This window comes from Streptomyces sp. NPDC051105 (genome assembly GCF_040682795.1).
Lineage (GTDB): Bacteria > Actinomycetota > Actinomycetes > Streptomycetales > Streptomycetaceae > Streptomyces.
Map to the genome: position 1 here is coordinate 700,241 of NZ_JBFBBR010000003.1, position 21,975 is coordinate 722,215.

Consider the following 21,975-nt stretch of genomic DNA (forward strand, 5'->3'; position numbering starts at 1 on the left):
GCGCACGGCATGCGGAAGGGGCCCTCTCCGGCGGAGAGGGCCCCTTCCGCATGCCGGTGCCGCTTACTCGCCGAGCAGGACCCGCACCCGCTCCTGCCCCACGGCAAGCAGCAGCGTGGGCAGCCGGGGCCCGGTGTCGCGCCCCACCAGCAGGTGGTAGAGCAGCGCGAAGAACGTCCGCTGGGCGGTCTTGATCTCGGCCGGCAGTTCCTTGGCGGTCGCGTCGGCGGAGAACCCGGCCTGCACCTTGGGCACGCCGTAGACGAGGTGCGTCAGTCCGTCCAGCGACCAGTTCTCGGCGAGCCCGTCGAGCAGCAGCCGTACCGACTGCTGGGACGCCTCGTCGAGGGACTTCAGCAGCTCGGCGTCCGGCTCGTCCCGCACGATGGTGCGCTGGTCGGCCGGTACCTGGGTGTTGATCCAGGCCTCGGCCTTGTCGTAGCGCGGCCGTGCCTCGTCCACCGATCCCAGCGGGTTGGCCGGGTCCAGCTCACTGAGGATCCGCAGCGCCTGGTCCTCGTGCCCGGCGGTGATGTCGGCGACCGACGCCAGTGTCCGGTACGGCAGCGGCCGCGGGGTCCGCGGCAGCTCACCGGCGGCCGTGCCCACCGCACGCGCGTGCGCGGCGACGTCGCCGGGCAGCGCGGCGCCCTCGCTCACCTTCGCGTCCAGCTTGTCCCACTCGTCGTAGAGCCGCTGGATCTCCTGATCGAAGGCGATCTTGAAGGACTGGTTGGGCCGGCGGCGGGCGTAGAGCCAGCGCAGGAGCTGCGGCTCCATGATCTTCAGCGCGTCGGCGGGCGTGGGTACGCCACCGCGCGAGGACGACATCTTCGCCATCCCGCTGATGCCGACGAACGCGTACATGGGCCCGATGGGCTGCTTCCCGCCGAAGATCCCGACGATCTGCCCGCCCACCTGGAAGCTCGACCCCGGTGACGAGTGGTCGACGCCGCTCGGCTCGAAGATGACGCCCTCGTACGCCCAGCGCATCGGCCAGTCGACCTTCCAGACCAGCTTGCCCCGGTTGAACTCGCTCAGCCGGACGGTCTCGGTGAAGGCGCACGCCGTGCAGACGTAGGTCAGCTCGGTGGTGTCGTCGTCGTAGGACGTGACGGTCGTCAGATCCTTCCCGCAGCCGCCGCAGTACGGCTTGTAGGGGAAGTATCCGGCGGAGCCCGCGGAACCGTCGTCCTCGCTCGCCGCGCCCGAGCCCTCCGCCGCCTCCAGCTCGGCCTCGTCGACGGCCTTCTGCTGCTGCTTCTTCGCAGGGGCCTTCTTGGTCCGGTACTGGTCGAGGATCGCGTCGATGTCCCCGCGGTGCTTCATGGCGTGCAGGATCTGCTCCCGGTACACCCCGGAGGTGTACTGGGCGGTCTGGCTGATCCCGTCGAACTCCACGCCCAGCTCGGCCAGCGACTGGGTCATCGCGGCCTTGAAGTGCTCGGCCCAGTTCGGGTACGCGGAGCCCTTCGGGGCGGGGACGGAGGTGAGCGGCTTGCCGATGTGCTCCGCCCAGGACTCGTCGACCCCGGCGACACCGGCCGGCACCTTGCGGTAGCGGTCGTAGTCGTCCCAGGAGATCAGGTGCCGGACCTGGTGCCCGCGCCGCCGGACCTCGTCGGCGACCAGGTGCGGGGTCATGACCTCGCGCAGGTTGCCGAGGTGGATGGGGCCGGAGGGGGACAGCCCGGACGCGACGACCACAGGTTTGCCCGGGGCCCGACGCTCCGACTCCTCGATGACCTCATCCGCGAAACGGGAGACCCAGTCGGTGGTCTCGGTGCTCTGAGCCACGATCGGCACGTCCTTCTTTCTGACATGGGACAGCCGGTACGGTCGCACGGCTGACCGCTCCATTCTCCCAGCCGAGGCCGAATCCACGAAAACGGGTTACCGAGACCCTCCGGACGACCGGCACACCCCGACTGGGCCGCAGCCCCCACCTGCCGACGCAGCCCCCTTTTAGGGGCGCAGCCGCCCTTGGGGGCGCGGGACTGTATCGATATGCGGCTCCGCCGCGCGGGCGCGACCGGCCCCCCGGCGCCGCACCCGGCACCCCCACCACCCCCCGAGCTCTCACCCGCAAAAACCCCTTTACCCCCCATGAAATACTGGTCCCGTCTACCCGCACCCACGAGGAGAACGGCTCCCACCCCATGGCCTCGGTCACGTCGCTCACCGATCTCGTCAATCAGCGTCTCGCGGACGCCCTCTCGGCAACCTTGCCGGAGGCCGCCGTCGACCCGCTGCTGCGACGCAGCGACCGGGCCGACTTCCAGGCGAACGGCATCCTCGCCCTCGCCAAGAAGGCCAAGGCCAACCCCCGGGAACTGGCGACGCAGGTCGTCTCCCACATCGTCACCGGCGCGGACCTGGTCCAGGACGTCGAGGTCTCCGGCCCCGGCTTCCTCAACATCACCCTCTCCGACAAGGCGATCACCGAGAACCTGGCCGCGCGGTACGCGGACGGCGACCGGCTCGGCGTGGCGGCCAAGGCGAACCCGGGCATCACGGTCATCGACTACGCCCAGCCGAACGTGGCCAAGGAGATGCACGTCGGCCACCTGCGGTCCGCGGTGATCGGCGACGCCCTGCGCGGCATGCTCGACTTCACCGGTGAGCGGACGATCGGCCGGCATCACATCGGCGACTGGGGCACCCAGTTCGGCATGCTCATCCAGTACCTGATCGAGAACCCGGACGAGCTGTCCGCGGAGACCGACACGGACGGCGAGCAGGCCATGTCGAACCTGAACCGGGTCTACAAGGCCTCCCGGTCGGTCTTCGACGCGGACGAGGACTTCAAGGAGCGGGCCCGGAAGCGGGTGGTCGCCCTCCAGTCCGGCGACAAGGAGACCCTCGATCTCTGGCAGCGGTTCGTGGACGAGTCGAAGGTCTACTTCTACTCGGTCTTCGAAAAGCTGGACATGGAGATCCGGGACGACGAGATCGTCGGCGAGTCGGCGTACAACGACGGCATGCCGGAGACCGCCCGCCTCCTGGAGGAGAGTGGTGTCGCGGTCCGCTCCGAGGGCGCGCTCGTCGTCTTCTTCGACGACATCCGGGGCAAGGACGACCAGCCGGTCCCGCTGATCGTGCAGAAGGCGGACGGCGGTTTCGGCTACGCGGCCTCCGACCTGACGGCGATCCGCAACCGGGTCACCGACCTGCACGCCACCTCGCTGCTCTACGTCGTGGACGTGCGGCAGTCGCTGCACTTCAAGATGGTCTTCGAGACGGCGCGGCGGGCGGGCTGGCTCACCGACGACGTGACCGCGCACAACATGGGCTACGGCACGGTGCTGGGCGCGGACGGCAAGCCGTTCAAGACGCGTGCGGGCGAGACCGTACGGCTGGAGGACCTGCTCGACGAGGCGGTGCAGCGGGCCGCCGAGGTGGTGCGGGAGAAGGCGCAGGACCTCACGGAGGAGGAGATCCAGGAGCGGGCCGCCCAGGTCGGCATCGGGGCCGTGAAGTACGCGGACCTGTCGACGTCGCCGAACCGCGACTACAAGTTCGACCTGGACCAGATGGTCTCGCTGAACGGCGACACGTCCGTCTACCTCCAGTACGCGTACGCCCGTATCCAGTCGATCCTCCGCAAGGCGGGGGACGTCCGGCCCGCCGCGCACCCGGAGCTGGAACTGCACGCGGCGGAGCGGGCGCTGGGCCTGCACCTGGACGCGTTCGGCGACACGGTCTTCGAGGCGGCGGCGGAGTACGCCCCGCACAAGCTGGCCGCGTACCTGTACCAGCTGGCGTCGCTGTACACGTCGTTCTACGACAAGTGCCCGGTGCTGAAGGCCGACACCCCGGCCCAGGTGGAGAACCGTCTCCTCCTGTGCGACCTGACGGCCCGCACGCTCCACCAGGGCATGGCCCTGCTGGGCATCCGGACGCCCGAGCGGCTCTGAGAGGCCGCCCGGGTCGTCCGGGCGGCTCAGCAGTAGGCGTTGAAGTCCCAGAACGCGGCCTTGGTCGCCGGTCCCGCGACGCCGTCGACGTCGAGGTTGTACCCGTACTGGTTCAGGTAGCGCTGCAGCGCCCTGATCGTGTTCGGTCCGACCACCCCGTCGACGGTGCCGGCGCCGAGGCCCTGGTCGTTGAACATCTGCTGAGCCGCCTTCCAGCTGTTGGTGCCCAGCTGCCCGTCGATGGTGCCGGGGTTGTAGCCCCACCTGGCCAGCCAGCACTGCCAGTTCACGGCGTGGGCGGTGTCCAGGCCGAGGTTGTTCACCGCCTGGATGGCCGCGGTCCGGGAACTCACCGCCGCCTTGGCGGCCGCCTGCGAGGCCGCGAAACTCGTGCCCGCGGTCGCCAGGCCGCCGACGGCGAGCCCCGCCACTGCGGCGACACTGACGAGGGTCCTGGCCATGACGTTCGATCGCATGCGTTCCTCTTTCCGGTCGCGAGAACAGATCGACACGAGCGTGCGGGCCGGACGACGGCGGAAGCCACACCTCCCCCACAAGTGACGGCCGGGCGGGACGCCGTACCCGTTGACCTGCGCGAAAGCCGCCCGCCGCGGCGGTACGACAGGACGGCCACCGCCGGACTCATACGGGCACCGCGCCCGATCCGTCAGCCGGACAGGGACGACGATCGGGGGATCATGCCGCGTCATGGGAAAGCGCTGCCTGTCGAACTGGAGCCATGCCTACGGCAGTTGATCGTCCGGTTGCGCTGGCTGAAGGAGCGCAGCGGGCTGAGTCTGCACCGGCTGGCGTCGCACACCGGATACAGCCCGAAGTCCTGGGAGCGCTATCTGGCGGGCCGTTCGCTTCCGCCCCCGGAGGCGGTCGCGGCGCTGGCCCGGCTCGGCGGCGGCGATCCGGTGGGGCTGCTCGCGCTGCACGAGGTGGCGGCCCGGGGCGGCGGCGCGGAGGCGGTGCCCGCCGCCCTGCGCGTGTTACGGGACCGCACCGGGCTGAGTCTGGCGGGGCTGGCGGCGCGGACGACGTTCAGCAAGTCGTCCTGGCAGCGCTATCTGGGCGGCCGTGCCCTGCCGCCGCGTGCGGCCGTGGAGCAGCTGTGCGCCCTGGCCGGCGAGCCGGCGGGGCGCTGTCTGGCACTGCGGGAGGTGGTCGCGGCGCAGGGGTACGGCGGGGGTTGACCGGCCGCGTCACGTGGCCGCCAACGCCGTTGTCAGTGGCCGCCCTTACAGTCTGTGGCATGGCGACTCTTCCCAACCCGCTGCCCAAGCTGGCGACCGACCCGAGTGGTCGTTCCCTGGGGCTCCAACTCCCGCCCGGCACACTGCTGGACGAGACCCTCGACGGCCCGTGGCACCAGCCGTTGCTGTGGTACGCGGGGCAGCCCGCCAGTCCCGGCACCTGGACGGCGCTGGGCGCCCCGGCCGCCCGCGCGGGGCTGCTGCCGGTGCTCATCGACGTGACCGAGGTCGACGACTGGGAGTTCGCGCCCGAGGAGACGTCGTACCCCGGGGACCACGACGCCGACGAGGTGCTGGAGGACTACTGGGAGGAGGACCCGCCGGACGGCGAGGAGTGGCCGGGGCTGGCCCTCGCCCCGACGCTGGTCGCCGACCCGGACGCGCGGGCCGCCGATGTCGCCGACGTGCTGAGCCAGGGGCGGCCCTGGCTGAAGGAGCCGCATCTGGCGCTGGTGTCGGCCCGGCGCAGCGCGGACATACCGGCGGCCATCGGCTGGAGCGGGCCGGTGAACTACGAGGAGGACGTGGCCCGGCTGTGCGCGGTACTGCGCTCCTGGGAGGACCGCTTCGGGATACGGGTGGTCGCCCTCGGCCTGGACCATCTCGCCGTCTCGGTGGCCGCACCGCCCGCCGACCTCGACGAGGCGGAGGCGGTGGCCGCCGAGCACTTCGCGTTCTGCCCGTACCGCGTGCTGCCCGGCGCCGACGACACCCTGTCGTCGTACGCCGAGCAGCTGGTCGGCGAGCGGCTGTGGCACTTCTGGTGGGACTGACCCGCCTCAGCCGCGGGGCTCAGCCGCTGAGCCCCGCGGCCAGCCTGCGCAGCCCCTCCTCGATCTCCTCGGGTGTCTGGGTCACGAAGCACAGCCGCAGGGTGGAACGGTCGGGGTCGGCGGCGTAGAAGGGCTCACCGGGGACGTAGGCCACGTCGTGGTCCATCACCCGGCGGAGCAGGGCGGTGGTGTCGTACGGCTCCGGGAGCCGGGCCCAGAGGAACATGCCGCCCTCGGGCCGGTTCCAGGTGGAGCCGGCCGGCAGGGCGTCGGCGAGGCCGGCCAGCATGGCGTCCCGGCGCGCGCCGTACACAGCGCGCACCTTCGCGACATGGTCGTCCAGGACGTCCAGGTACCGGGCGGCGGCGAGCTGGTTGAGGGTGGGGGTGTGCAGGTCGGCCGCCTGCTTGGCCACCGCGCAGGCGCGGCGCAGGGTGCCGGGGGCACGGAGCCAGCCGAGGCGCAGGCCGGGGGCCATCACCTTGGAGAAGGAGCCGAGCAGGACCACCCGGTCCGCGGCGTCGGGGAAGGACGCGATCCAGGGGACGCGGTCGCCGTCGTAGCGCAGTTCGCCGTAGGGGTCGTCCTCGACGATCCACAGGCCGTGCCGGGCGGCGGTGGTGGCGAGGGCGGCGCGCCGGGCGGCGGACATGGTGCGGCCGGTGGGGTTCTGGAAGGTCGGGACGAGGTAGAGGAGTTTGGGCCGCTCGGCGCGGACGAGTTCCTCCAGGGCGGCCGGGTTGACGCCGTCCGCGTCGCCCGGGACGGGCAGGATCCGGGCGCCGGCCAGCCCGAAGACCTGAAGTGCCGCCAGATAGCAGGGGCTTTCGACGAGGACCGTGTCGCCGGGGTCTATCAGTGCGCTCGCCAGAAGGGAGAGGGCCTGCTGGGAGCCGGTGGTGATCAGCAGGTCGTCGGGGTCGGTGGGCAGGCCCTGTGCGGTGACGCGTGCCGCCAGCCCGGCTCGCAGGGCCGGCTCGCCCTCCGTCGTCGAGTACTGCAGGGCCCGTTCCGCCGACTCCTCCAGCACCGTCCGGAAGGCGGCCGCGATGCCCTCCCGGTCGAAGAGTTCGGGCGCCGGCAGCCCGCCCGCGAAGTTGATCACCTCGGGGCGGGCGGTCACCGCGAGGATCTCCCGCACCGGCGACCCGCCGACGGTACGGGCACGGGCCGCGAGCGGCGGCAGGGCGGCTGGTGGGCTGGTGACGGTCATGGACGGCTCCTCAGTCTGATCCTCGTCTTGGCCGGAGCCTAGAGAGGTGGATGCCGTCTACACCCTTGATTCCGCGATACGGACGAAGGGCGCCCGGGCCCTGGATCCGGATAGGCGGGCGTCCCGTCCCGCCGTCCCATGGAGTGGGATCCGTGCAGGTCGGAGGCGTGGACCGGGCTCACTCGTCCCGAATCACCGGTGAGGTCTGGCGGTCCGGGCCCTCCGCCCCACAGGCTGAGGGCATACCGAGATCGCCGACCATGCCGAGCACGCCGAGCACGCCGACGACGTCAAGGGAGCCCTCGCATGTCCGCCACGCGCCCCACCCCGGCCGCCGGCCGCCGCCGTCTCCTGGCGGTGGCCGCCCTGGCGCTGGTCGCCGCGACCGCCCTCAGCGGCTGCCGGGACGGCGAGGGCGTACGCGACGAGGGACCCTCCGCCGTGTCCCTGTCTCACCCCGCCGACGACGCGGTCCGCCAGGCCTCGCCGCCCAGCGGGAACTCGTAGGCGGGCCGCCCGTTGCTCCCGCTGGTGCGGAACGGCCGCCCCTTGTCGTCGATCCGCAGCGTCCCGTGCCGCGAGCCGCTGGACCAGGACAGCTCCAGATACCAGCCCACGGAGTACGCCGAGGCGTCGGCCCTGATGTAGAACACCTCGGGATCCGACTCGCTCACCTTGAACGGGAAGTCCCGGTGCCCCGCCTCCGGCACGACCGCCGGCCGCATCGCGTCCAGGGCGACGGTGAAGGAGCGGGTGGGTACGTTCCCGCCGCAGCCGACGCCCGGATATCCCATCGCGTAGTCGTTCCAGGCGAGCGGCGAACTCCGCTCCGCCGTACGGACCGTGAGCCCCTCCAGCACCACGGACCCGGAGCTGGTGCCCTGCACGGTCAGCGTGACGTACTGCTCCCCCGAGGAGACCGCCTGGTGCGCGGTCACCCACGCGGTCGCGTCGGACTCCAGCGGCGGCGGCGCCACGTGGTCCGGGGCCCGGTCGATCAGGTAGTGCTGGGAGCAGGGGCTTTCCCAGCTGTAGGGCTGGGTGTTGACGGCGAGCGGGGGTGCGGCCGTGCTGTCCTCCGCGGTGGGCGAGGAACCGGCCGAGGCGGTGGACTCGGCCGGACCGGCGGCCGGGGCCGAGGACGCGGCGGAGGGGGTCCGCGAGGCAGTGGACGACGTGGCCGTGGGCGCCCCGGAGGAGCGGCGCGTGCCATGCGGAGCGGCGCCGGCCGCGGCGGTGGCGCCCGCGGGCCCCGCGTTCTTCTCGTCCGTCCCGCCCGAGGGCAGCCGTACGGCGGTGACGGCGGCGCCGAGCAGGACGACGACCGCGATCCCGGCGAGGAGGGCGGGCCGCGGAGTACGACGACCACGCCCGGCGACGCCCGGCCCGACCACCACCTCCACGTCCGCCTCCGGCACCACCGCCGGTTCCGGGTCCGGCACCACCGCCGGTTCCGGGTCCGACACCGGCTCCGGCTCCGCTGTAACAACCGCCTCGGCCGGCTTCTCCGACGCGTCCGCCTTCTCCGGCTTCTCCGACGCGTCCGCCTTCTCCGGCTTCTCCGGCTTCTCCGCCTTCTCCGGCGCGTCCGCCTTCCGCCCCCGTCCCGCATCCGCCAGCACCCACTGCCGATGCAGTTCGACGAGTTCCTCGGGGCCGGCCTTGCACAGCCGGGCGAGGCGTTCCACAGGGGCGTAGTCCGCCGGTACGGCGTCCCCGTTGCAGTAGCGGTGCAGGGTCGAGGTGCTCATGTGCAGCCGCTTGGCGAGCGTGCCGTAACTCAGTCCCGAGCGGTCCTTCAGCTCCCGCAGCAACTCCGCGAAACCGCTTCCCGCAGCGTCGTCCGACACGGTTCCTCCGTCCCCCGTCCCCCACATCCCGATCCCGCGTTCCAGGGGAGGGATGTTCTCCCAGGTCAAAGCCGGTGTGACCGTTCCAGCGTCCCTGATCGTCCGGCAGCTGTGGCGGACGGGACGGAGCGGCCCGCAGGCTGTGGCCATCCAAGCACGCCACCACTCGAAAGAGGATTCGACATGCGCACCGCCCGCCGTGTCCGCCTGCTCGCCGCCACCGGCGCCGCCGTCGCCACCCTCGCCCTCACGGCCTGTGAGAACGGAACGGGCACACGAGACGAGGGAGCGTCCGGGTCGACGACGACCGCGTCGACGCCGACGGCACCCGCACCGAAGCCCTCGGCAACCGCCGACGGCGACACGAGCACCGGGACGGGTACCGGGACCGGAACCGGCAAGTCCACGTCCGCGCCCGTGAGCGACACGACCACGAAGACGCCGAGCGTCGGCGGGGACGGCGGCGGCAAGTCCGCCCCCGTCCTCTGCAACGGCTCCAACACCGCCGTCACCGTCCAGCCGCTCTCCCGCCCGCTGAACCACATGCTGATCACGGTGAAGAACACCGGCAGCAGGACCTGCTATCTGACCTACTACCCCGTGCTCCGCTTCGACGAGATGCAGTGGGTCCCGCAGGCCGCCGAGGAGACCCACCCGCAGGCGGTCACCACCCTCGCCCCGGGCGAGTCGGGGTACGCGGGCGCGCTGCTGTCCGCGGCCGACGGCAGCGGTGACGGCGGTACGACCGGCCGCAAGCTGGCCGTCGCCTTCCAGGGCATGACCCCGAACAGCAGCGGCGGTGCCTCGGCGACACCGTCGCTGCCCGCGAAGGGCGTGTACTACGACAGCTCGCTGCGGGTGACGTACTGGCAGCAGGACCGCAACGACGCCCTCGACTGGTGATCCGGGGTCTCAGCCCAGCATCCGCGCGGCCTCGACCGCCCAGTAGGTGAGGATGTTCTGTGCGCCGGCGCGCTTGATACCGGTCAGGGTCTCCAGGATGGACCGGTCGCGGTCGATCCAGCCCTTCTCGGCGGCGGCCTCGATCATCGAGTACTCGCCGGAGATCTGGTAGGCGGCGACCGGCACGTCCACTGCGTCGGCGACCCGGGCGAGGATGTCGAGGTAGGGCCCGGCCGGCTTGACCATCACCATGTCGGCGCCCTCCTCCAGGTCCAGGGCCAGTTCCCGCATGGACTCCCGCGCGTTGGCGGGGTCCTGCTGGTAGGTCTTGCGGTCGCCCTGCAGCGAGGATCCGACGGCCTCGCGGAAGGGGCCGAAGAAGGCGGAGGCGTACTTGACGGTGTAGGCGAGGATCGCGACGTCCTCGCGCCCGATCTGGTCGAGCGCGTCGCGGATGACGCCGATCTGCCCGTCCATCATCCCGCTGGGCCCGACGACATGGGCGCCGGCGTCAGCCTGTACCTGGGCCATCTCGGCGTACCGCTCCAGGGTGGCGTCGTTGTCCACGCGCCCCTCGGCGTCGAGCACCCCGCAGTGGCCGTGATCGGTCGTCTCGTCGAGACACAGGTCGGACATCACGAGCAGTTCGTCGCCGACCTCGGCCCGCACGTCCCGCAGCGCGACCTGGAGAATCCCGTCGGGGTCGGTGCCGGGGGTGCCGAGGGCGTCCTTCTTGCCCTCCTCCGGCACGCCGAACAGCATGATCCCGGAGATCCCCGCCTCGACGGCCTCCGCGGCCGCCTTCTTCAAGCTGTCCCGGGTGTGCTGGACGACGCCGGGCATGGCGGTGATCGGCACGGGCTCGGTCACGCCCTCGCGGACGAACGCCGGGAGGATGAAGTCCGCGGGGTGCAGCCGGGTCTCGGCGACCATGCGCCGCATGACGGGGGTGGTCCGCAGCCGACGCGGCCGCGTGCCGGGAAAGGAGCCGTACTTCGTCATGTCCCCTACGCTACGCCCGTCACCTGGCCGCACTTGCCGACGGGGCGTCGGTGCCTACTGGCGAACGAGGGCCGACGACGCGCCCTGATAGGGGCGCGGGGCTGTATCGATATGCGGCTACCGCCGCGGGGGCGCGACAAACCCCCACCGGGCCCGCAGTTCCCCACCCACCCACAAAAGAAGGGGGTCCGGGGGCGCAGCCCCCAGACCCCCCGCGGCCCAACTCACGTAGTGCTACGCCGCCGCCGAGCCCCCGGTCGCCGCTCACTCGGCCGCGTCACCGGATCCCCGGCCTCCAGCGCGCTCGCGCGCCGCCGCAGCCCGAACTCCGCCAGCGCCTCCGCCAGCTTCCCGACCGACGGCTCCGGAGCCATCACGTCCACCCGCAGCCCGTGTTCCTCGGCCGTCTTGGCCGTGGCCGGACCGATGCACGCGATGACCGTCACGTTGTGCGGCTTCCCGGCGATACCCACGAGGTTCCGCACGGTGGACGACGACGTGAAGAGCACCGCGTCGAAGCCGCCGCCCTTGATCGCCTCCCGGGTGTCGGCCGGCGGCGGCGACGCCCGTACGGTCCGGTAGGCCGTGACGTCGTCCACCTCCCAGCCCAGCTCGATGAGCCCGGCGACCAGCGTCTCCGTGGCGATGTCGGCGCGCGGCAGGAACACCCGGTCGATCGGGTCGAAGACCGGGTCGTAGGGCGGCCAGTCCTCGAGGAGTCCGGCGGCGGACTGCTCGCCCGACGGCACCAGGTCCGGCTTCACGCCGAAGGCGACCAGCGCCTTCGCGGTCTGTTCGCCGACCGCCGCGACCTTGATGCCCGCGAAGGCGCGTGCGTCGAGCCCGTACTCCTCGAACTTCTCCCGTACGGCCTTGACCGCGTTCACCGAGGTGAAGGCGATCCACTCGTACCGCCCGGTGACCAGACCCTTGACCGCGCGCTCCATCTGCTGGGGCGTGCGCGGCGGCTCGACGGCGATCGTCGGCACCTCGTGCGGCACGGCGCCGTACGACCGCAGTTGGTCGGAGAGGGTCGCCGCCTGCTCCTTCGTCCGCGGCACGAGTACCTTCCAGCCGAACAGCGGCTTGGACTCGAACCACGACAACTGGTCGCGCTGGGCGGCGGACGACCGCTCACCGACCACGGCTATCACCGGGCGGCCGCCGTCCGGCGAGGGCAGCGCCTTCGCCTGCTTCAGGGTCTGGGCGACCGTGCCGAGGGTGGCGGTCCAGGTCCGCTGCCGGGTGGTGGTACCGGCGACCGTGACCGTCATCGGGGTGTCGGGCTTGCGGCCGGCGGCGACCAGTTCCCCGGCGGCCGCGGCCACCGAGTCGAGGGTCGTCGACACCACGACCGTGCCGTCCGAGGCGCCGACCTCGGTCCAGCACCGGTCGGAGGCCGTACGGGCGTCCACGAAGCGGACGTCCGCGCCCTGGGCGTCCCGCAGCGGCACACCGGCGTACGCGGGTACGCCGACCGCCGCCGCGACACCGGGCACGACCTCGAAGGGCACACCGGCGGCGGCGCAGGCGAGCATTTCCTCGGTCGCGTACGTATCTAGTCCCGGGTCCCCGGACACCGCACGGACGACCCGCCTGCCGCCCCGTGCGGCCTCCATGACAAGATGAGCGGCATCCCGCGTGGGCGGGAGCGCAGCGGTTGTTGACGCTCCGTCAACAACCGTCAGTTGAGGCGTGCCTGTGCCCTGATACGGGTCCGACGAGGAACCCGGATTCATGGGTACGACGGAGACGCCCTGCCTGGCGTGGCCCCTGATCACGTCGAGCACGTCGTGCTCGGCGACCAGGACGTCCGCGCTGGACAGAGCCTCCACGGCACGCAAGGTCAGCAGTCCCGGATCCCCGGGTCCGGCACCCAGGAAGGTGACGTGCCCGTGTTCAAGGCCGGCGGGAAGGTTGGTGGGGCTCACTGTGCTCGCTCCCCCATTAGACCGGCCGCGCCCTGGGCAAGCATCTCGGAGGCGAGTTCGCGACCGAGCGCCGTCGCCTGGTCGTTTGTCTCGGGCACGGGACCGGTGGTGGACAACTGCACCATCCGTGTGCCGTCGATCGTGCCGACGACGCCACGCAGGCGCATTTCCTTGACAATCTGCCCGTCGGCCAGAAGGTCGGCAAGCGCGCCCACAGGGGCGGAGCAGCCGGCCTCCAGGGCGGCGAGCAGTGATCGCTCGGCGGTCACGGCGGCCCGCGTGAACGGGTCGTCGAGTTCCCCGAGCGCGGCGATCAGCGACGCGTTGTCCGCGGCGCATTCGATCGCCAGTGCCCCCTGGCCGGGGGCGGGCAGAACCGTGTCGACCGACAGGAAGTCGGTCACCTCGTCGATGCGGCCGATGCGGCTGAGTCCCGCCGCGGCCAGGACCACGGCGTCGAGCTCGCCGTCGTGTATGTATCCGATCCGCGTGTCGACGTTCCCGCGGACCGGGACGGTCTCGACGTCCAGGCCGTGGGTGCGTGCGTACGCGTTCAGCTGCGCCATCCGGCGCGGTGAACCGGTGCCGATGCGCGCACCGCGGGGCAGGTCGGTGAACTTCAGCGCGTCCCGGGCGACGATCACGTCACGCGGGTCCTCGCGTACCGGTACGGCGGCCAGGACCAGGTCCTCGGGCTGCGTGGTCGGGAGGTCCTTGAGCGAGTGAACCGCGAAGTCGACCTCGCCACGCAGCAGCGCGTCCCGCAGGGCGGTCACGAAGACACCCGTGCCGCCGATCTGTGCGAGGTGCTTGCGGGAGATGTCGCCGTAGGTGGTGATCTCGACGAGCTCGACGGGCCGTCCGGTCACCTGGCTCACGGCTTCCGCCACTCGCCCGGACTGGGCCAGGGCGAGTCTGGATCGCCTGGTCCCCAGTCGCAGTGGGTTGTCACTCATTCCTGTCGGTCCTTCTTGTCTGTGCTGTCCACGGCCCGCGAGACGGAGGCCACCGTCTCGGGGTCGAGGTCGAACAGGGTCCGCAGCGCGTCCGCGTACCCGGCGCCGCCGGGCTCCGCCGCCAGCTGCTTGACCCGTACCGTCGGCGCGTGCAGGAGCTTGTCGACGACCCGGTGCACGGCCTGCCGGATCTCTCCGCGCTGCCGTTCGTCCAGGTCGGGCAGGCGCCCGTCGAGCCGCGCGATCTCACCGGCCACCACGTCGGCCGCCATGGTGCGCAGGGCGACCACGGTCGGCGTGATGTGCGCGGCCCGCTGCGCCGCCCCGAAGGCGGCCACCTCGTCGGCGACGATCCGTCGCACCTGGTCCACGTCGGCCGCCATGGGGGCGTCCGCGGACGCCTCCGCCAGCGACTCGATGTCCACCAGCCGCACCCCGGCCAGCCGGTGCGCGGCCGCGTCTATGTCGCGGGGCATGGCGAGGTCGAGGAGGAAGAGCGCGGGGGCGGGCCGGGCGAGACCCGCGACCGGCTCGGGCCTGCGCAGTTCGGGGATGCGCCCCAGCCGGGTGGCGGTCGCGGCGAGCGCGCCGATCAGCTCCGCGTCGGCCTCGGGCGTACGGCGCCCGGCCTCCCGGATGTCGACGGTGCCGTTGTCCACCCAGGCCGCGTGCTGTTCCAGCTCGGCGGCGGCCATCCCGGCGACGGCGGCCTCGCCCATCACGGAGAAACCGCTCTGTTCGGCCGTGAGGTCGAGCGGGCAGTTCTCGTCGGCGGCGCCGAGGCCGGTGCCGGGGAGGCCGGTGCCGGGGAGGCCGGTGGCGGGGAGCTTCGGGGCGCCCTGCGCCGGACGGTCGTCCTCGATCTCGGCGACCGGCTCGCCGGTCCGCCCCTCGACCGCCGCGGCGACCGCCTCGGCCGTCAGCACCAGCCCGGTGGCCCCGGTACAGGAGACGGCGACGTCGGCACGTGTCAGCTCGACCGGCACCGAGTCCATCGGTACCGCGCGGGCCACCACGTCCGTGTCGTCGCTGTCGTTGAGGATCTCGGCGAGGCGCGCGGCGCGGTCGTACGTCCGGTTCGCCACGACGATCTCCGCGACGCCCGCCCGGGCCAGCGTGGCCGCGGCCAGCGAGGACATCGAGCCGGCGCCGACGACCAGCGCCTTCTTGCCCTTGGCCCAGGCCTCGACGTCGGTACCGGCGGCGAGCTGCTCCAGGCCGAAGCTGACAACGGACTGTCCGGCCCGGTCGATCCCGGTCTCGGCGTGGGCGCGTTTGCCGACCCTCAGCCCCTGCTGGAAGAGGTCGTTCATCAGCCGGCCGGCGCTGTTGAGTTCCTGCGCCAGGGCGAGCGAGTCCTTGATCTGCCCGAGGATCTGTCCTTCGCCCACGACCATCGAGTCCAGCCCGCAGGCCACCGAGAACAGATGGTGGACGGCCCGGTCCTCGTAGTGCACGTAGAGATAAGGAGTGAGCTCGTCGAGACCGACCCCGCTGTGCTGGGCGAGCAGCGTGGACAGCTCGGCGACTCCGGCGTGGAACTTGTCCACGTCGGCGTAGAGCTCGATGCGGTTGCAGGTGGCGAGCACCGCGGCCTCGCCGGCCGGTTCGGCGGCGACCGTGTCCTGGACCAGCTTGACCTGGGCGTCCGCGGCGAGCGCGGCCCGTTCCAGGACGCTGACCGGGGCGCTGCGGTGGCTCAGCCCGACGACGAGGAGACTCATGCCGGCATCACGGCGGGTACGTCCCCGTCGGGTCCCTGCTCGGTGGACTCCTGGTGGGCGGCGACGGACGCGACCGTGCCCTCGTGGTCCTCGCCGGCCTTGCGTTGCTCGTGGAAGGCGAGGATCTGCAGCTCGATGGAGAGGTCGACCTTGCGCACGTCGACGCCGTCCGGGACGGTCAGCACGGTGGGCGCGAAGTTCAGGATGGAGGTGACGCCGGCGGCCACGAGCCGGTCACAGACCTGCTGGGCGGCACCGGCGGGCGTGGCGATGACCCCGATCGACACACCGTTGTCGGTGATGATCTTCTCCAGGTCGTCCGTGTGCTGCACCGGAATACCCGCGACCGGCTTTCCTGCCATCGCCGGGTCGGCGTCTATCAGGGCCGCGACCCGGAAGCCGCGGGAGGCGAAGCCGCCGTAGTTGGCGAGAGCGGCGCCGAGGTTACCGATACCGACGATCACCACCGGCCAGTCCTGGGTCAGGCCCAGCTCACGGGAGATCTGGTAGACGAGATACTCGACGTCGTAGCCGACACCGCGCGTTCCGTACGAGCCCAGGTAGGAGAAGTCCTTGCGCAGCTTCGCGGAGTTGACCCCCGCGGCGGCCGCCAGCTCCTCGGAGGAGACCGTGGGGACCGAGCGCTCCGACAGTGCGGTCAGCGCCCGGAGGTACAGCGGAAGCCTGGCGACGGTGGCCTCGGGGATCCCTCGGCTGCGGGTCGCCGGTCGGTGAGTTCGGCCAGTTGCCACGGTGCTCCTGCGGGTAGAGCGGGGCTGCGGACGGTCACACGTTCCCAGACCGCCCCGTCGACAGCAGGCTATGTCTTTGTGAACGCGTGCACAAAGATTGTGTCCGATTTGCCCGGCCAACGTGACCGGGGTCACGCGCCCCCGGCGCAGTCGCGGGGAACCGGCGCACACACGCTCGCGCTCCATCTCGGATGGGGGCAAAACAGTACACACTCCTCACGAATCCCGCCCCCGAGACCAAGCCGCCGTCGATCCTAAGCGACTTTGGAGCCCGTTTGGACTAGTCAGTCAGTGCCTTGCGGAGGCGCTCTTCGTTCACACGCCAGAAGGTGTGCTGTTCACCGTCGACGAGTACGACCGGAATCTGCTCCCAGTACAGATCGTGCAGTTGTGAATCCTGGGTGATGTCCTTCCCTTCCCAGGGCACCCCCAGCTCGCCGCACACCTTCTCGACCACGACCTGTGCGTCATCGCACAAATGACAGCCCGGCTTACGGATCAGAGTGACCAAACGCGCACGAGACGGAGGTGCCTTGCGGCCGAAGAGAGGACTCATGCGGTCCATTCTCCCGCCCTGCCACGCCCTGTTCGACGCCTTGTTTAACGGACCGGTCGCGGAGAGTTCACACCCATCCAACTCCCGCGACTCCGGGACCACCGAACAGACTGGCTATGCTCACGACATGGCCGCTCTCGGATGGCTCACTCCCCGTAGGCGCTCCGCCACGGCGCGGAGCGTGTTGGCAGGCGAGGCCTCGGCGGAGGCCGCGCGCAAGAGCCAGGAAGCCCTGGCCGAGGACGCGTCGGCGTCGACCGGGCACACCTTGTCCAAGGACGCCGGAGAACCGGACTTCCCGGTGCTCGGCGACACCAAGGCCGCCGCGTTCTTCGACCTCGACAACACGGTCATGCAGGGCGCCGCGATCTTCCACTTCGGCCGGGGCCTGTACAAGCGGAAGTTCTTCGAGACCCGCGACCTGGCCAAGTTCGCCTGGCAGCAGGCGTGGTTCCGGCTGGCCGGCGTCGAGGACCCGCAGCACATCCAGGACGCGCGGGACTCCGCCCTCTCCATCGTCAAGGGCCACCGGGTCGCCGAACTCCAGACCATCGGCGAGGAGATCTACGACGAGTACATGGCCGAGCGCATCTGGCCCGGCACCCGCGCCCTCGCCCAGGCCCACCTGGACGCGGGCCAGAAGGTGTGGCTCGTCACAGCGGCACCGGTGGAGATCGCCGGCGTGATCGCCCGCCGCCTGGGCCTGACGGGAGCGCTCGGCACGGTCGCCGAGTCGGTGAACGGCATCTACACGGGCAAGCTGGTCGGCGAGCCCCTGCACGGTCCGGCGAAGGCCGAGGCGGTACGCGCCCTGGCCGCCGCCGAGGGCCTGGACCTGTCCCGCTGCGCGGCCTACAGCGACTCCCACAACGACATCCCGATGCTGTCCCTGGTCGGCCACCCGTACGCCATCAACCCGGACACGAAGCTGCGCAAGCACGCGCGGGAGATGGACTGGCGCCTGCGCGACTACCGCACGGGGCGCAAGGCGGCGAAGGTGGGCATCCCGGCGGCGGCCGGGGTGGGAGCGGTGGCCGGTGGCACGGCGGCGGCGATCGCACTGAGCCGACGGCGCCGGTAGCGTGCCTGGCGGAACAGCGCCGTAGAACTGCGGGCCGTGTCCCGTCCGCGGCTGGCCTGTGGCCGCTGGCGCAGTTCCCCGCACCCCTAAAGGGGCGCCGCAGCCGAGGGCGCCTTATCACTCGACCCAGCCTGCGGGCAGTCGTGCCGCTGGGGCGGCACGGGTGGGCGCAGGCGGCACCCTGCAAGCGCCGGCAAGCGAAACCCCGCACCCGCACCCGCACCCGCACCCGCACCCGCACCCGCACACCCCGGCGCCCCGAACCTCGCGCCCCAAACCTCGCGCGCCCGAATTATCGCGCCGTCATCCCAACACGCCCTCGACTCCGCCTCAACACGCATCTTTCTGATCAACAACCGATCACTCTGTGGCACTTGAACCACCCCAAATCGGTTACAGAAGCGACGCAATCGGTGATTTGAGCAACTCGGTGTAGCAGTGCCTGCACGAAGCGTTATTCTCCTCAGACGCAAACCGGTACCCCTCCGTCGCTACGACGGGTGAAAGGTTCCGTACTGCACGTGATGGAAGCTCTGCCTCTGGGAGTCCCGTGTACCCACACGTCGGGGTTGACGCCTCGGGCCTGGCTACGCTGCGCGCAACTGTCGCGACGGTCAAAGAGACGCTGCGCGGCCTTGTCCCGACCGCGTACGCCGTCCCCGCCTTCGCCACCGCCGCACCGATCGGCCCGTGCTACGCACTGGCCGACGGCACGGCGGCCGTCGGCAGACGCGGCCGTGCCACCGGCACCGCCGCGACCACCGCCCGTCGCCCGGCCGCGGACAGCGACAGCGCCCGGATGATGGACCTCGTGGAGCGCGCCCAGGCCGGCGAGTCCGACGCCTTCGGCCGCCTCTACGACCAGTACAGCGACACCGTGTACCGCTACATCTACTACCGCGTCGGCGGCAAGGCGACCGCGGAGGACCTCACCAGTGAGACGTTCCTGCGCGCCCTGCGCAGGATCGGCACCTTCACCTGGCAGGGCCGCGACTTCGGCGCCTGGCTGGTCACCATCGCCCGCAACCTGGTCGCCGACCACTTCAAGTCGAGCCGTTTCCGGCTGGAGGTCACCACCGGTGAGATGCTCGACGCCAACGAGGTCGAGCGTTCCCCGGAGGACTCCGTCCTGGAGTCCCTCTCGAACGCGGCACTCCTGGACGCCGTACGACGACTCAATCCCCAGCAGCAGGAGTGCGTGACGCTCCGCTTCCTCCAGGGCCTCTCGGTCGCCGAGACCGCCCGCGTGATGGGCAAGAACGAGGGCGCCATCAAGACCCTCCAGTACCGGGCCGTGCGCACTCTCGCCCGGCTCCTCCCGGACGACGCACGCTGAGCCGGGCACACTCGGCGATACCCAACTCACGCTCCGTGAAAGCCTGTTGCCTTTCTCAGTCGATCACCGGTCGTCCGTAACCCAAGTGCCGAGCCGCTCGTTGTGCGGGATACAGGCTCCCTGTGGTCACGTCCAGCAAGACCCTGATCACACGATCGTGTGAATTGGTCGAGGGCGTGCAACCCTCAGGACCCCCTGGGGAGTCGACCGTCATGACGAGAGGAGGTGCCGCCAGTGATCGCGAACGTATCGGCGCACCGGCGGGCGAACGCCTTCGCCCAGGCCCTGGAGGAGCAGCCCGACCGGGACCCGGCGGCCGAGCGGTCCGAGGGGCCGGCGGGCGATCCGCCGGCCACGCCGGACCGGGCCGAACGGACCGAGCCGGGCGAGCTGTTGGCCCTGGCGACAGGGCTCGCCGCACTGCCCAAGCCGGTGCTCGACCCGGAGGTCAAGGTCGTTCACCGGGCCCAGCTGGTGGCCGCGATGGAGGCCATGCTGGCGGAGGGCACCCTGGGCGGGGCGGCGGACGCGTCGCTTCCCGAGCAGCGCTCCCACCGGTCCAAGGGCGCACACCGGGCCAGCCCGCTGGGCAAACTGCGACCGCGTTCCCGGCTCACCAAGGGGCTGGCCGCGGGTGGCCTGAGCGTCGGCGTGGCTGCCGGAGCCTTCGGTGGCGTCGCCGCCGCCAGCTCCGGCGCCCTGCCCGGCGACTCGCTGTACGGCCTCAAACGCGGCATCGAGGACTTCAAGCTCAACTATCTGGCCGACGGCGACGACCAGCGCGGCCAGACCTACCTCGACCAGGCCTCGACCAGGCTGATGGAGGCCCGGCGGCTGATGGACCGTGATCGCGGCGGCCATCTCGACCACGAGTCCATCGGTGAGATCCGCCGGACCCTGTCCGGTATGCAGCACGACGTCACCGAGGGCCACCGGCTGCTGCACGAGGCCTACGAGCGCGATCCGAACTCGCTGGGCCCCATGCAGGCCCTCTCCGCCTTCGCCCAGTCCCACCGCGAGGCCTGGGGCGCGCTGCGCGACAAGCTCCCGGTCCAGCTCGGGGACGTCAGCCAGCAGGTGTCGTCGGTCTTCGACGCCATAGACGAAGAGGTCGCCCCGCTGCAGTCCCTGCTCCCCCAGCCGCCCCAGGAGACCGGCGGCGGCACCGGCAAACAGGGCACCGGCAGGGCGTCCACCGGCACCTCCGGCAGCCACCGGTCGACGGCCCCGTCGTCCTCGGGCAGTTCCTCCTCGGGCCACGAGTCCGGCACCGGCAGCCCCAGCGGCTCGGCCTCCGGCAGCGCCGACGACGGCCTGATCGGCGGCGCCGCGGGCGGCCTCCTGGACCCCCCGAAGACCGGGAGTTCGGGCGGCAGCAGCGCGTCCCCGTCAAAGAGCCCGACCAGCGAACCGGACGTCACCCTGCCCCCGCTCCTCCCCGGCCTCCTACCGGGCCTGGGCATCGACAGCGAGGACGCGTCGAACTAGCGGGTTCCCGAGGGCGCCCCTCCACACGAGGGGCGCCCTCAGCGCCCCTTTCAGGGGCGCGGGGCTGTATCTGGTACGCGGCTCCGCCGCGTGGGCGCGACCAACCCCCCACCGGTCCCGCAGGCGACACTCAGCGCATCGCGCTCAGAAGAACACCGACCGCCGCTGCACCAGCAACTTGTACAGCGTGTGCTGGATCTGCTCGCGCACCTGATCCGTCAGGTTGAACATCAGCATCGGATCCTCGGCCGCCTCCGGCGGATAGCCGTCCGTACGGATCGGCTCCCCGAACTGAATCGTCCACTTCGTCGGCAGCGGAACCGCCCCGAGCGGCCCGAGCCAGGGAAACGTCGGCGTCAGCGGAAAGTACGGGATCCCCAGCACCCGGGCCAACGTCTTCGCGTTGCCGAGCATCGGGTAGATCTCCTCGGCCCCCACGATCGAGCAGGGAATGATCGGCGTCCCCTGCCGCAGCGCGGTCGACACGAACCCGCCCCGCCCGAACCGCTGGAGCTTGTACCGCTCGCTGAACGGCTTCCCGATGCCCTTGAACCCCTCCGGCATCACCCCGACCAGCTCACCCTGCCCCAGCAGCCGCTCGGCGTCCTCCGCGCACGCGAGCGTGTGTCCGAGCTTGCGCGCCAGTTCGTTCACCACCGGCAGCACGAAGACCAGGTCGGCCGCCAGCAGCCTGAGGTGACGATTCGCCGGGTGATGGTCGTGCACGGCGACCTGCATCATCAGCCCGTCCATCGGGAGCGTCCCGGAGTGGTTGGCGACGATCAGCGCGCCGCCCTCGGCCGGGATGTTCTCCATGCCCTTCACCTCGACGCGGAAGTACTTCTCGTACACCGGCCGCAGCATGGACATCAGGACCTGGTCGGTCAGCTCCTCGTCGTACCCGAAGTCGTCGACCTCGTAGTCCCCGGTCAGGCGCCGGCGCAGAAACGCGAGACCGCGTGCGACGCGCTGCTCCAGACCGGCGTCGTCGTGCGGCTCCTCCGCGCCCGTCTCAGGGCTCTCCCGGGTCACATGGACATCTTCCTGCGCGGGGATCCGCGCGGCGAGAGGCTGGACCTCACGTACCACCCCGGACTCGCGCACCACCGCCTGCTCGCCGCCGCCCTTGCGCCGGTTCCCCGGGCCCCGGCGCCGGGCCGGCCGCTGCACGGCAGCCCCGCGGGACCGGTCGTCGTCGAACGGAATGACCTTGGCGTCCGCCATCGTGTTGCGC

At 71.4% G+C, this 21,975-nt stretch carries 18 protein-coding genes and 2 pseudogenes; 9 read left to right on the forward strand and 11 right to left on the reverse strand.

Annotated elements, in window-relative coordinates:
- Window positions 1-63 precede the first annotated feature (63 nt).
- Window positions 64-1,806: a lysine--tRNA ligase gene (gene lysS, locus AB0N16_RS10665; RefSeq protein WP_365795143.1), complete on the reverse strand. Its 1,743-nt coding sequence runs from the start codon at window positions 1,804-1,806 to the stop codon at window positions 64-66.
- 353 nt (window positions 1,807-2,159) lie between these two features.
- Between lysS and argS the strand changes: the two genes are divergently transcribed.
- Entirely contained in the window at window positions 2,160-3,917 is a 1,758-nt protein-coding gene (gene argS / locus AB0N16_RS10670) for an arginine--tRNA ligase (protein ID WP_365795145.1), read from the forward strand.
- A gap of 26 nt (window positions 3,918-3,943) precedes the next feature.
- Here argS and AB0N16_RS10675 read toward each other — a convergent pair whose 3' ends face one another.
- Window positions 3,944-4,393 carry a peptidoglycan-binding domain-containing protein gene (locus tag AB0N16_RS10675; RefSeq protein ID WP_365795147.1) on the reverse strand — a complete coding sequence of 150 codons (450 nt, stop codon included), beginning with the start codon at window positions 4,391-4,393 and terminating at the stop codon, window positions 3,944-3,946.
- Window positions 4,394-4,615: 222 nt separating this feature from the next.
- Here AB0N16_RS10675 and AB0N16_RS10680 point away from each other — a divergent pair.
- The 3 genes and pseudogenes from AB0N16_RS10680 to AB0N16_RS10690 all read left to right on the forward strand — a co-directional run.
- Window positions 4,616-4,825, forward strand: a pseudogene (locus AB0N16_RS10680) (helix-turn-helix transcriptional regulator); the annotation flags it as partial.
- Window positions 4,826-4,861: 36 nt separating this feature from the next.
- A pseudogene (locus AB0N16_RS10685) lies at window positions 4,862-5,086 on the forward strand (helix-turn-helix transcriptional regulator); the annotation flags it as partial.
- 89 nt (window positions 5,087-5,175) lie between these two features.
- On the forward strand, window positions 5,176-5,949 hold the full coding sequence (locus AB0N16_RS10690; RefSeq protein ID WP_365795149.1) for a DUF4253 domain-containing protein: 774 nt from the start codon (window positions 5,176-5,178) through the stop codon (window positions 5,947-5,949).
- A gap of 19 nt (window positions 5,950-5,968) precedes the next feature.
- Here the strand turns inward: AB0N16_RS10690 and AB0N16_RS10695 are convergent, their stop codons facing one another.
- A complete protein-coding gene (locus tag AB0N16_RS10695; RefSeq protein WP_365795151.1) occupies window positions 5,969-7,162 on the reverse strand; it encodes a PLP-dependent aminotransferase family protein in 1,194 nt (397 codons plus the stop codon).
- 306 nt (window positions 7,163-7,468) lie between these two features.
- Here AB0N16_RS10695 and AB0N16_RS10700 point away from each other — a divergent pair, with 306 nt between their 5' ends.
- Window positions 7,469-7,669, forward strand: a complete 201-nt coding sequence (locus tag AB0N16_RS10700; protein ID WP_365795153.1) for a hypothetical protein — start codon at window positions 7,469-7,471, stop codon at window positions 7,667-7,669.
- Here AB0N16_RS10700 and AB0N16_RS10705 read toward each other — a convergent pair.
- Complete coding sequence (locus tag AB0N16_RS10705; RefSeq protein WP_365795155.1) at window positions 7,615-9,012, reverse strand: helix-turn-helix domain-containing protein; 1,398 nt, start codon at window positions 9,010-9,012, stop codon at window positions 7,615-7,617. The genes AB0N16_RS10700 and AB0N16_RS10705 overlap by 55 nt on opposite strands.
- 183 nt (window positions 9,013-9,195) lie before the next feature.
- On the opposite strand from AB0N16_RS10705, the gene AB0N16_RS10710 reads away from it, so the two are divergent.
- A complete protein-coding gene (locus AB0N16_RS10710) occupies window positions 9,196-9,915 on the forward strand; it encodes a DUF4232 domain-containing protein (protein WP_365795157.1) in 720 nt (239 codons plus the stop codon).
- A 9-nt stretch (window positions 9,916-9,924) separates the two neighbouring features.
- On the opposite strand, the gene hemB is transcribed toward AB0N16_RS10710, so the two are convergent.
- The 6 genes from hemB to AB0N16_RS10740 all read right to left on the reverse strand — a co-directional run bounded on the left by hemB (window position 9,925) and on the right by AB0N16_RS10740 (window position 16,836).
- Entirely contained in the window at window positions 9,925-10,917 is a 993-nt protein-coding gene (gene hemB / locus AB0N16_RS10715) for a porphobilinogen synthase (protein WP_365795159.1), read from the reverse strand.
- Window positions 10,918-11,141: 224 nt separating this feature from the next.
- A complete protein-coding gene (locus AB0N16_RS10720; RefSeq protein WP_365795161.1) occupies window positions 11,142-12,848 on the reverse strand; it encodes a uroporphyrinogen-III synthase in 1,707 nt (568 codons plus the stop codon).
- The gene (hemC, locus tag AB0N16_RS10725; RefSeq protein WP_365795163.1) at window positions 12,845-13,804 is read right to left on the reverse strand and encodes a hydroxymethylbilane synthase; all 960 of its coding nucleotides are present in this window, start codon (window positions 13,802-13,804) and stop codon (window positions 12,845-12,847) included. Before hemC ends, AB0N16_RS10720 begins: the two co-directional genes overlap by 4 nt.
- A complete protein-coding gene (locus tag AB0N16_RS10730; protein ID WP_365795165.1) occupies window positions 13,801-15,528 on the reverse strand; it encodes a glutamyl-tRNA reductase in 1,728 nt (575 codons plus the stop codon). The genes hemC and AB0N16_RS10730 overlap by 4 nt, the downstream gene beginning before the upstream one ends.
- Window positions 15,525-16,280, reverse strand: coding sequence for a redox-sensing transcriptional repressor Rex (locus tag AB0N16_RS10735; RefSeq protein WP_365795167.1), 756 nt, complete (start codon window positions 16,278-16,280; stop codon window positions 15,525-15,527). Before AB0N16_RS10735 ends, AB0N16_RS10730 begins: the two co-directional genes overlap by 4 nt.
- A 280-nt stretch (window positions 16,281-16,560) precedes the next feature.
- The gene (locus tag AB0N16_RS10740; RefSeq protein WP_365795169.1) at window positions 16,561-16,836 is read right to left on the reverse strand and encodes a glutaredoxin family protein; all 276 of its coding nucleotides are present in this window, start codon (window positions 16,834-16,836) and stop codon (window positions 16,561-16,563) included.
- Window positions 16,837-16,963: 127 nt separating this feature from the next.
- Between AB0N16_RS10740 and AB0N16_RS10745 the strand changes: the two genes are divergently transcribed.
- The 3 genes from AB0N16_RS10745 to AB0N16_RS10755 all read left to right on the forward strand — a co-directional run bounded on the left by AB0N16_RS10745 (window position 16,964) and on the right by AB0N16_RS10755 (window position 20,741).
- Window positions 16,964-17,917 carry an HAD-IB family hydrolase gene (locus tag AB0N16_RS10745; protein ID WP_365795171.1) on the forward strand — a complete coding sequence of 318 codons (954 nt, stop codon included), beginning with the start codon at window positions 16,964-16,966 and terminating at the stop codon, window positions 17,915-17,917.
- 550 nt (window positions 17,918-18,467) lie between these two features.
- Entirely contained in the window at window positions 18,468-19,253 is a 786-nt protein-coding gene (locus AB0N16_RS10750) for an ECF subfamily RNA polymerase sigma factor, BldN family (RefSeq protein WP_351741286.1), read from the forward strand.
- A 234-nt stretch (window positions 19,254-19,487) separates the two neighbouring features.
- A complete protein-coding gene (locus AB0N16_RS10755) occupies window positions 19,488-20,741 on the forward strand; it encodes a DUF5667 domain-containing protein (RefSeq protein ID WP_365795173.1) in 1,254 nt (417 codons plus the stop codon).
- A gap of 144 nt (window positions 20,742-20,885) precedes the next feature.
- On the opposite strand, the gene AB0N16_RS10760 is transcribed toward AB0N16_RS10755, so the two are convergent.
- Window positions 20,886-21,965, reverse strand: coding sequence for a lysophospholipid acyltransferase family protein (locus tag AB0N16_RS10760; RefSeq protein WP_365795175.1), 1,080 nt, complete (start codon window positions 21,963-21,965; stop codon window positions 20,886-20,888).
- Window positions 21,966-21,975: the final 10 nt, after the last annotated feature.

Coding starts and splice junctions, on each gene's coding strand:
- AB0N16_RS10740 (WP_365795169.1), bottom strand. CDS start 16,836: ATGAGTCCTCTCTTCGGCCGCAAGGCACCTCCGTCTCGTGCGCGTTTG.
- AB0N16_RS10675 (WP_365795147.1), bottom strand. CDS start 4,393: ATGCGATCGAACGTCATGGCCAGGACCCTCGTCAGTGTCGCCGCAGTG.
- AB0N16_RS10690 (WP_365795149.1), top strand. CDS start 5,176: ATGGCGACTCTTCCCAACCCGCTGCCCAAGCTGGCGACCGACCCGAGT.
- AB0N16_RS10730 (WP_365795165.1), bottom strand. CDS start 15,528: ATGAGTCTCCTCGTCGTCGGGCTGAGCCACCGCAGCGCCCCGGTCAGC.
- AB0N16_RS10710 (WP_365795157.1), top strand. CDS start 9,196: ATGCGCACCGCCCGCCGTGTCCGCCTGCTCGCCGCCACCGGCGCCGCC.
- hemC (WP_365795163.1), bottom strand. CDS start 13,804: ATGAGTGACAACCCACTGCGACTGGGGACCAGGCGATCCAGACTCGCC.
- AB0N16_RS10700 (WP_365795153.1), top strand. CDS start 7,469: ATGTCCGCCACGCGCCCCACCCCGGCCGCCGGCCGCCGCCGTCTCCTG.
- argS (WP_365795145.1), top strand. CDS start 2,160: ATGGCCTCGGTCACGTCGCTCACCGATCTCGTCAATCAGCGTCTCGCG.
- AB0N16_RS10695 (WP_365795151.1), bottom strand. CDS start 7,162: ATGACCGTCACCAGCCCACCAGCCGCCCTGCCGCCGCTCGCGGCCCGT.
- AB0N16_RS10760 (WP_365795175.1), bottom strand. CDS start 21,965: ATGGCGGACGCCAAGGTCATTCCGTTCGACGACGACCGGTCCCGCGGG.
- hemB (WP_365795159.1), bottom strand. CDS start 10,917: ATGACGAAGTACGGCTCCTTTCCCGGCACGCGGCCGCGTCGGCTGCGG.
- AB0N16_RS10745 (WP_365795171.1), top strand. CDS start 16,964: ATGGCCGCTCTCGGATGGCTCACTCCCCGTAGGCGCTCCGCCACGGCG.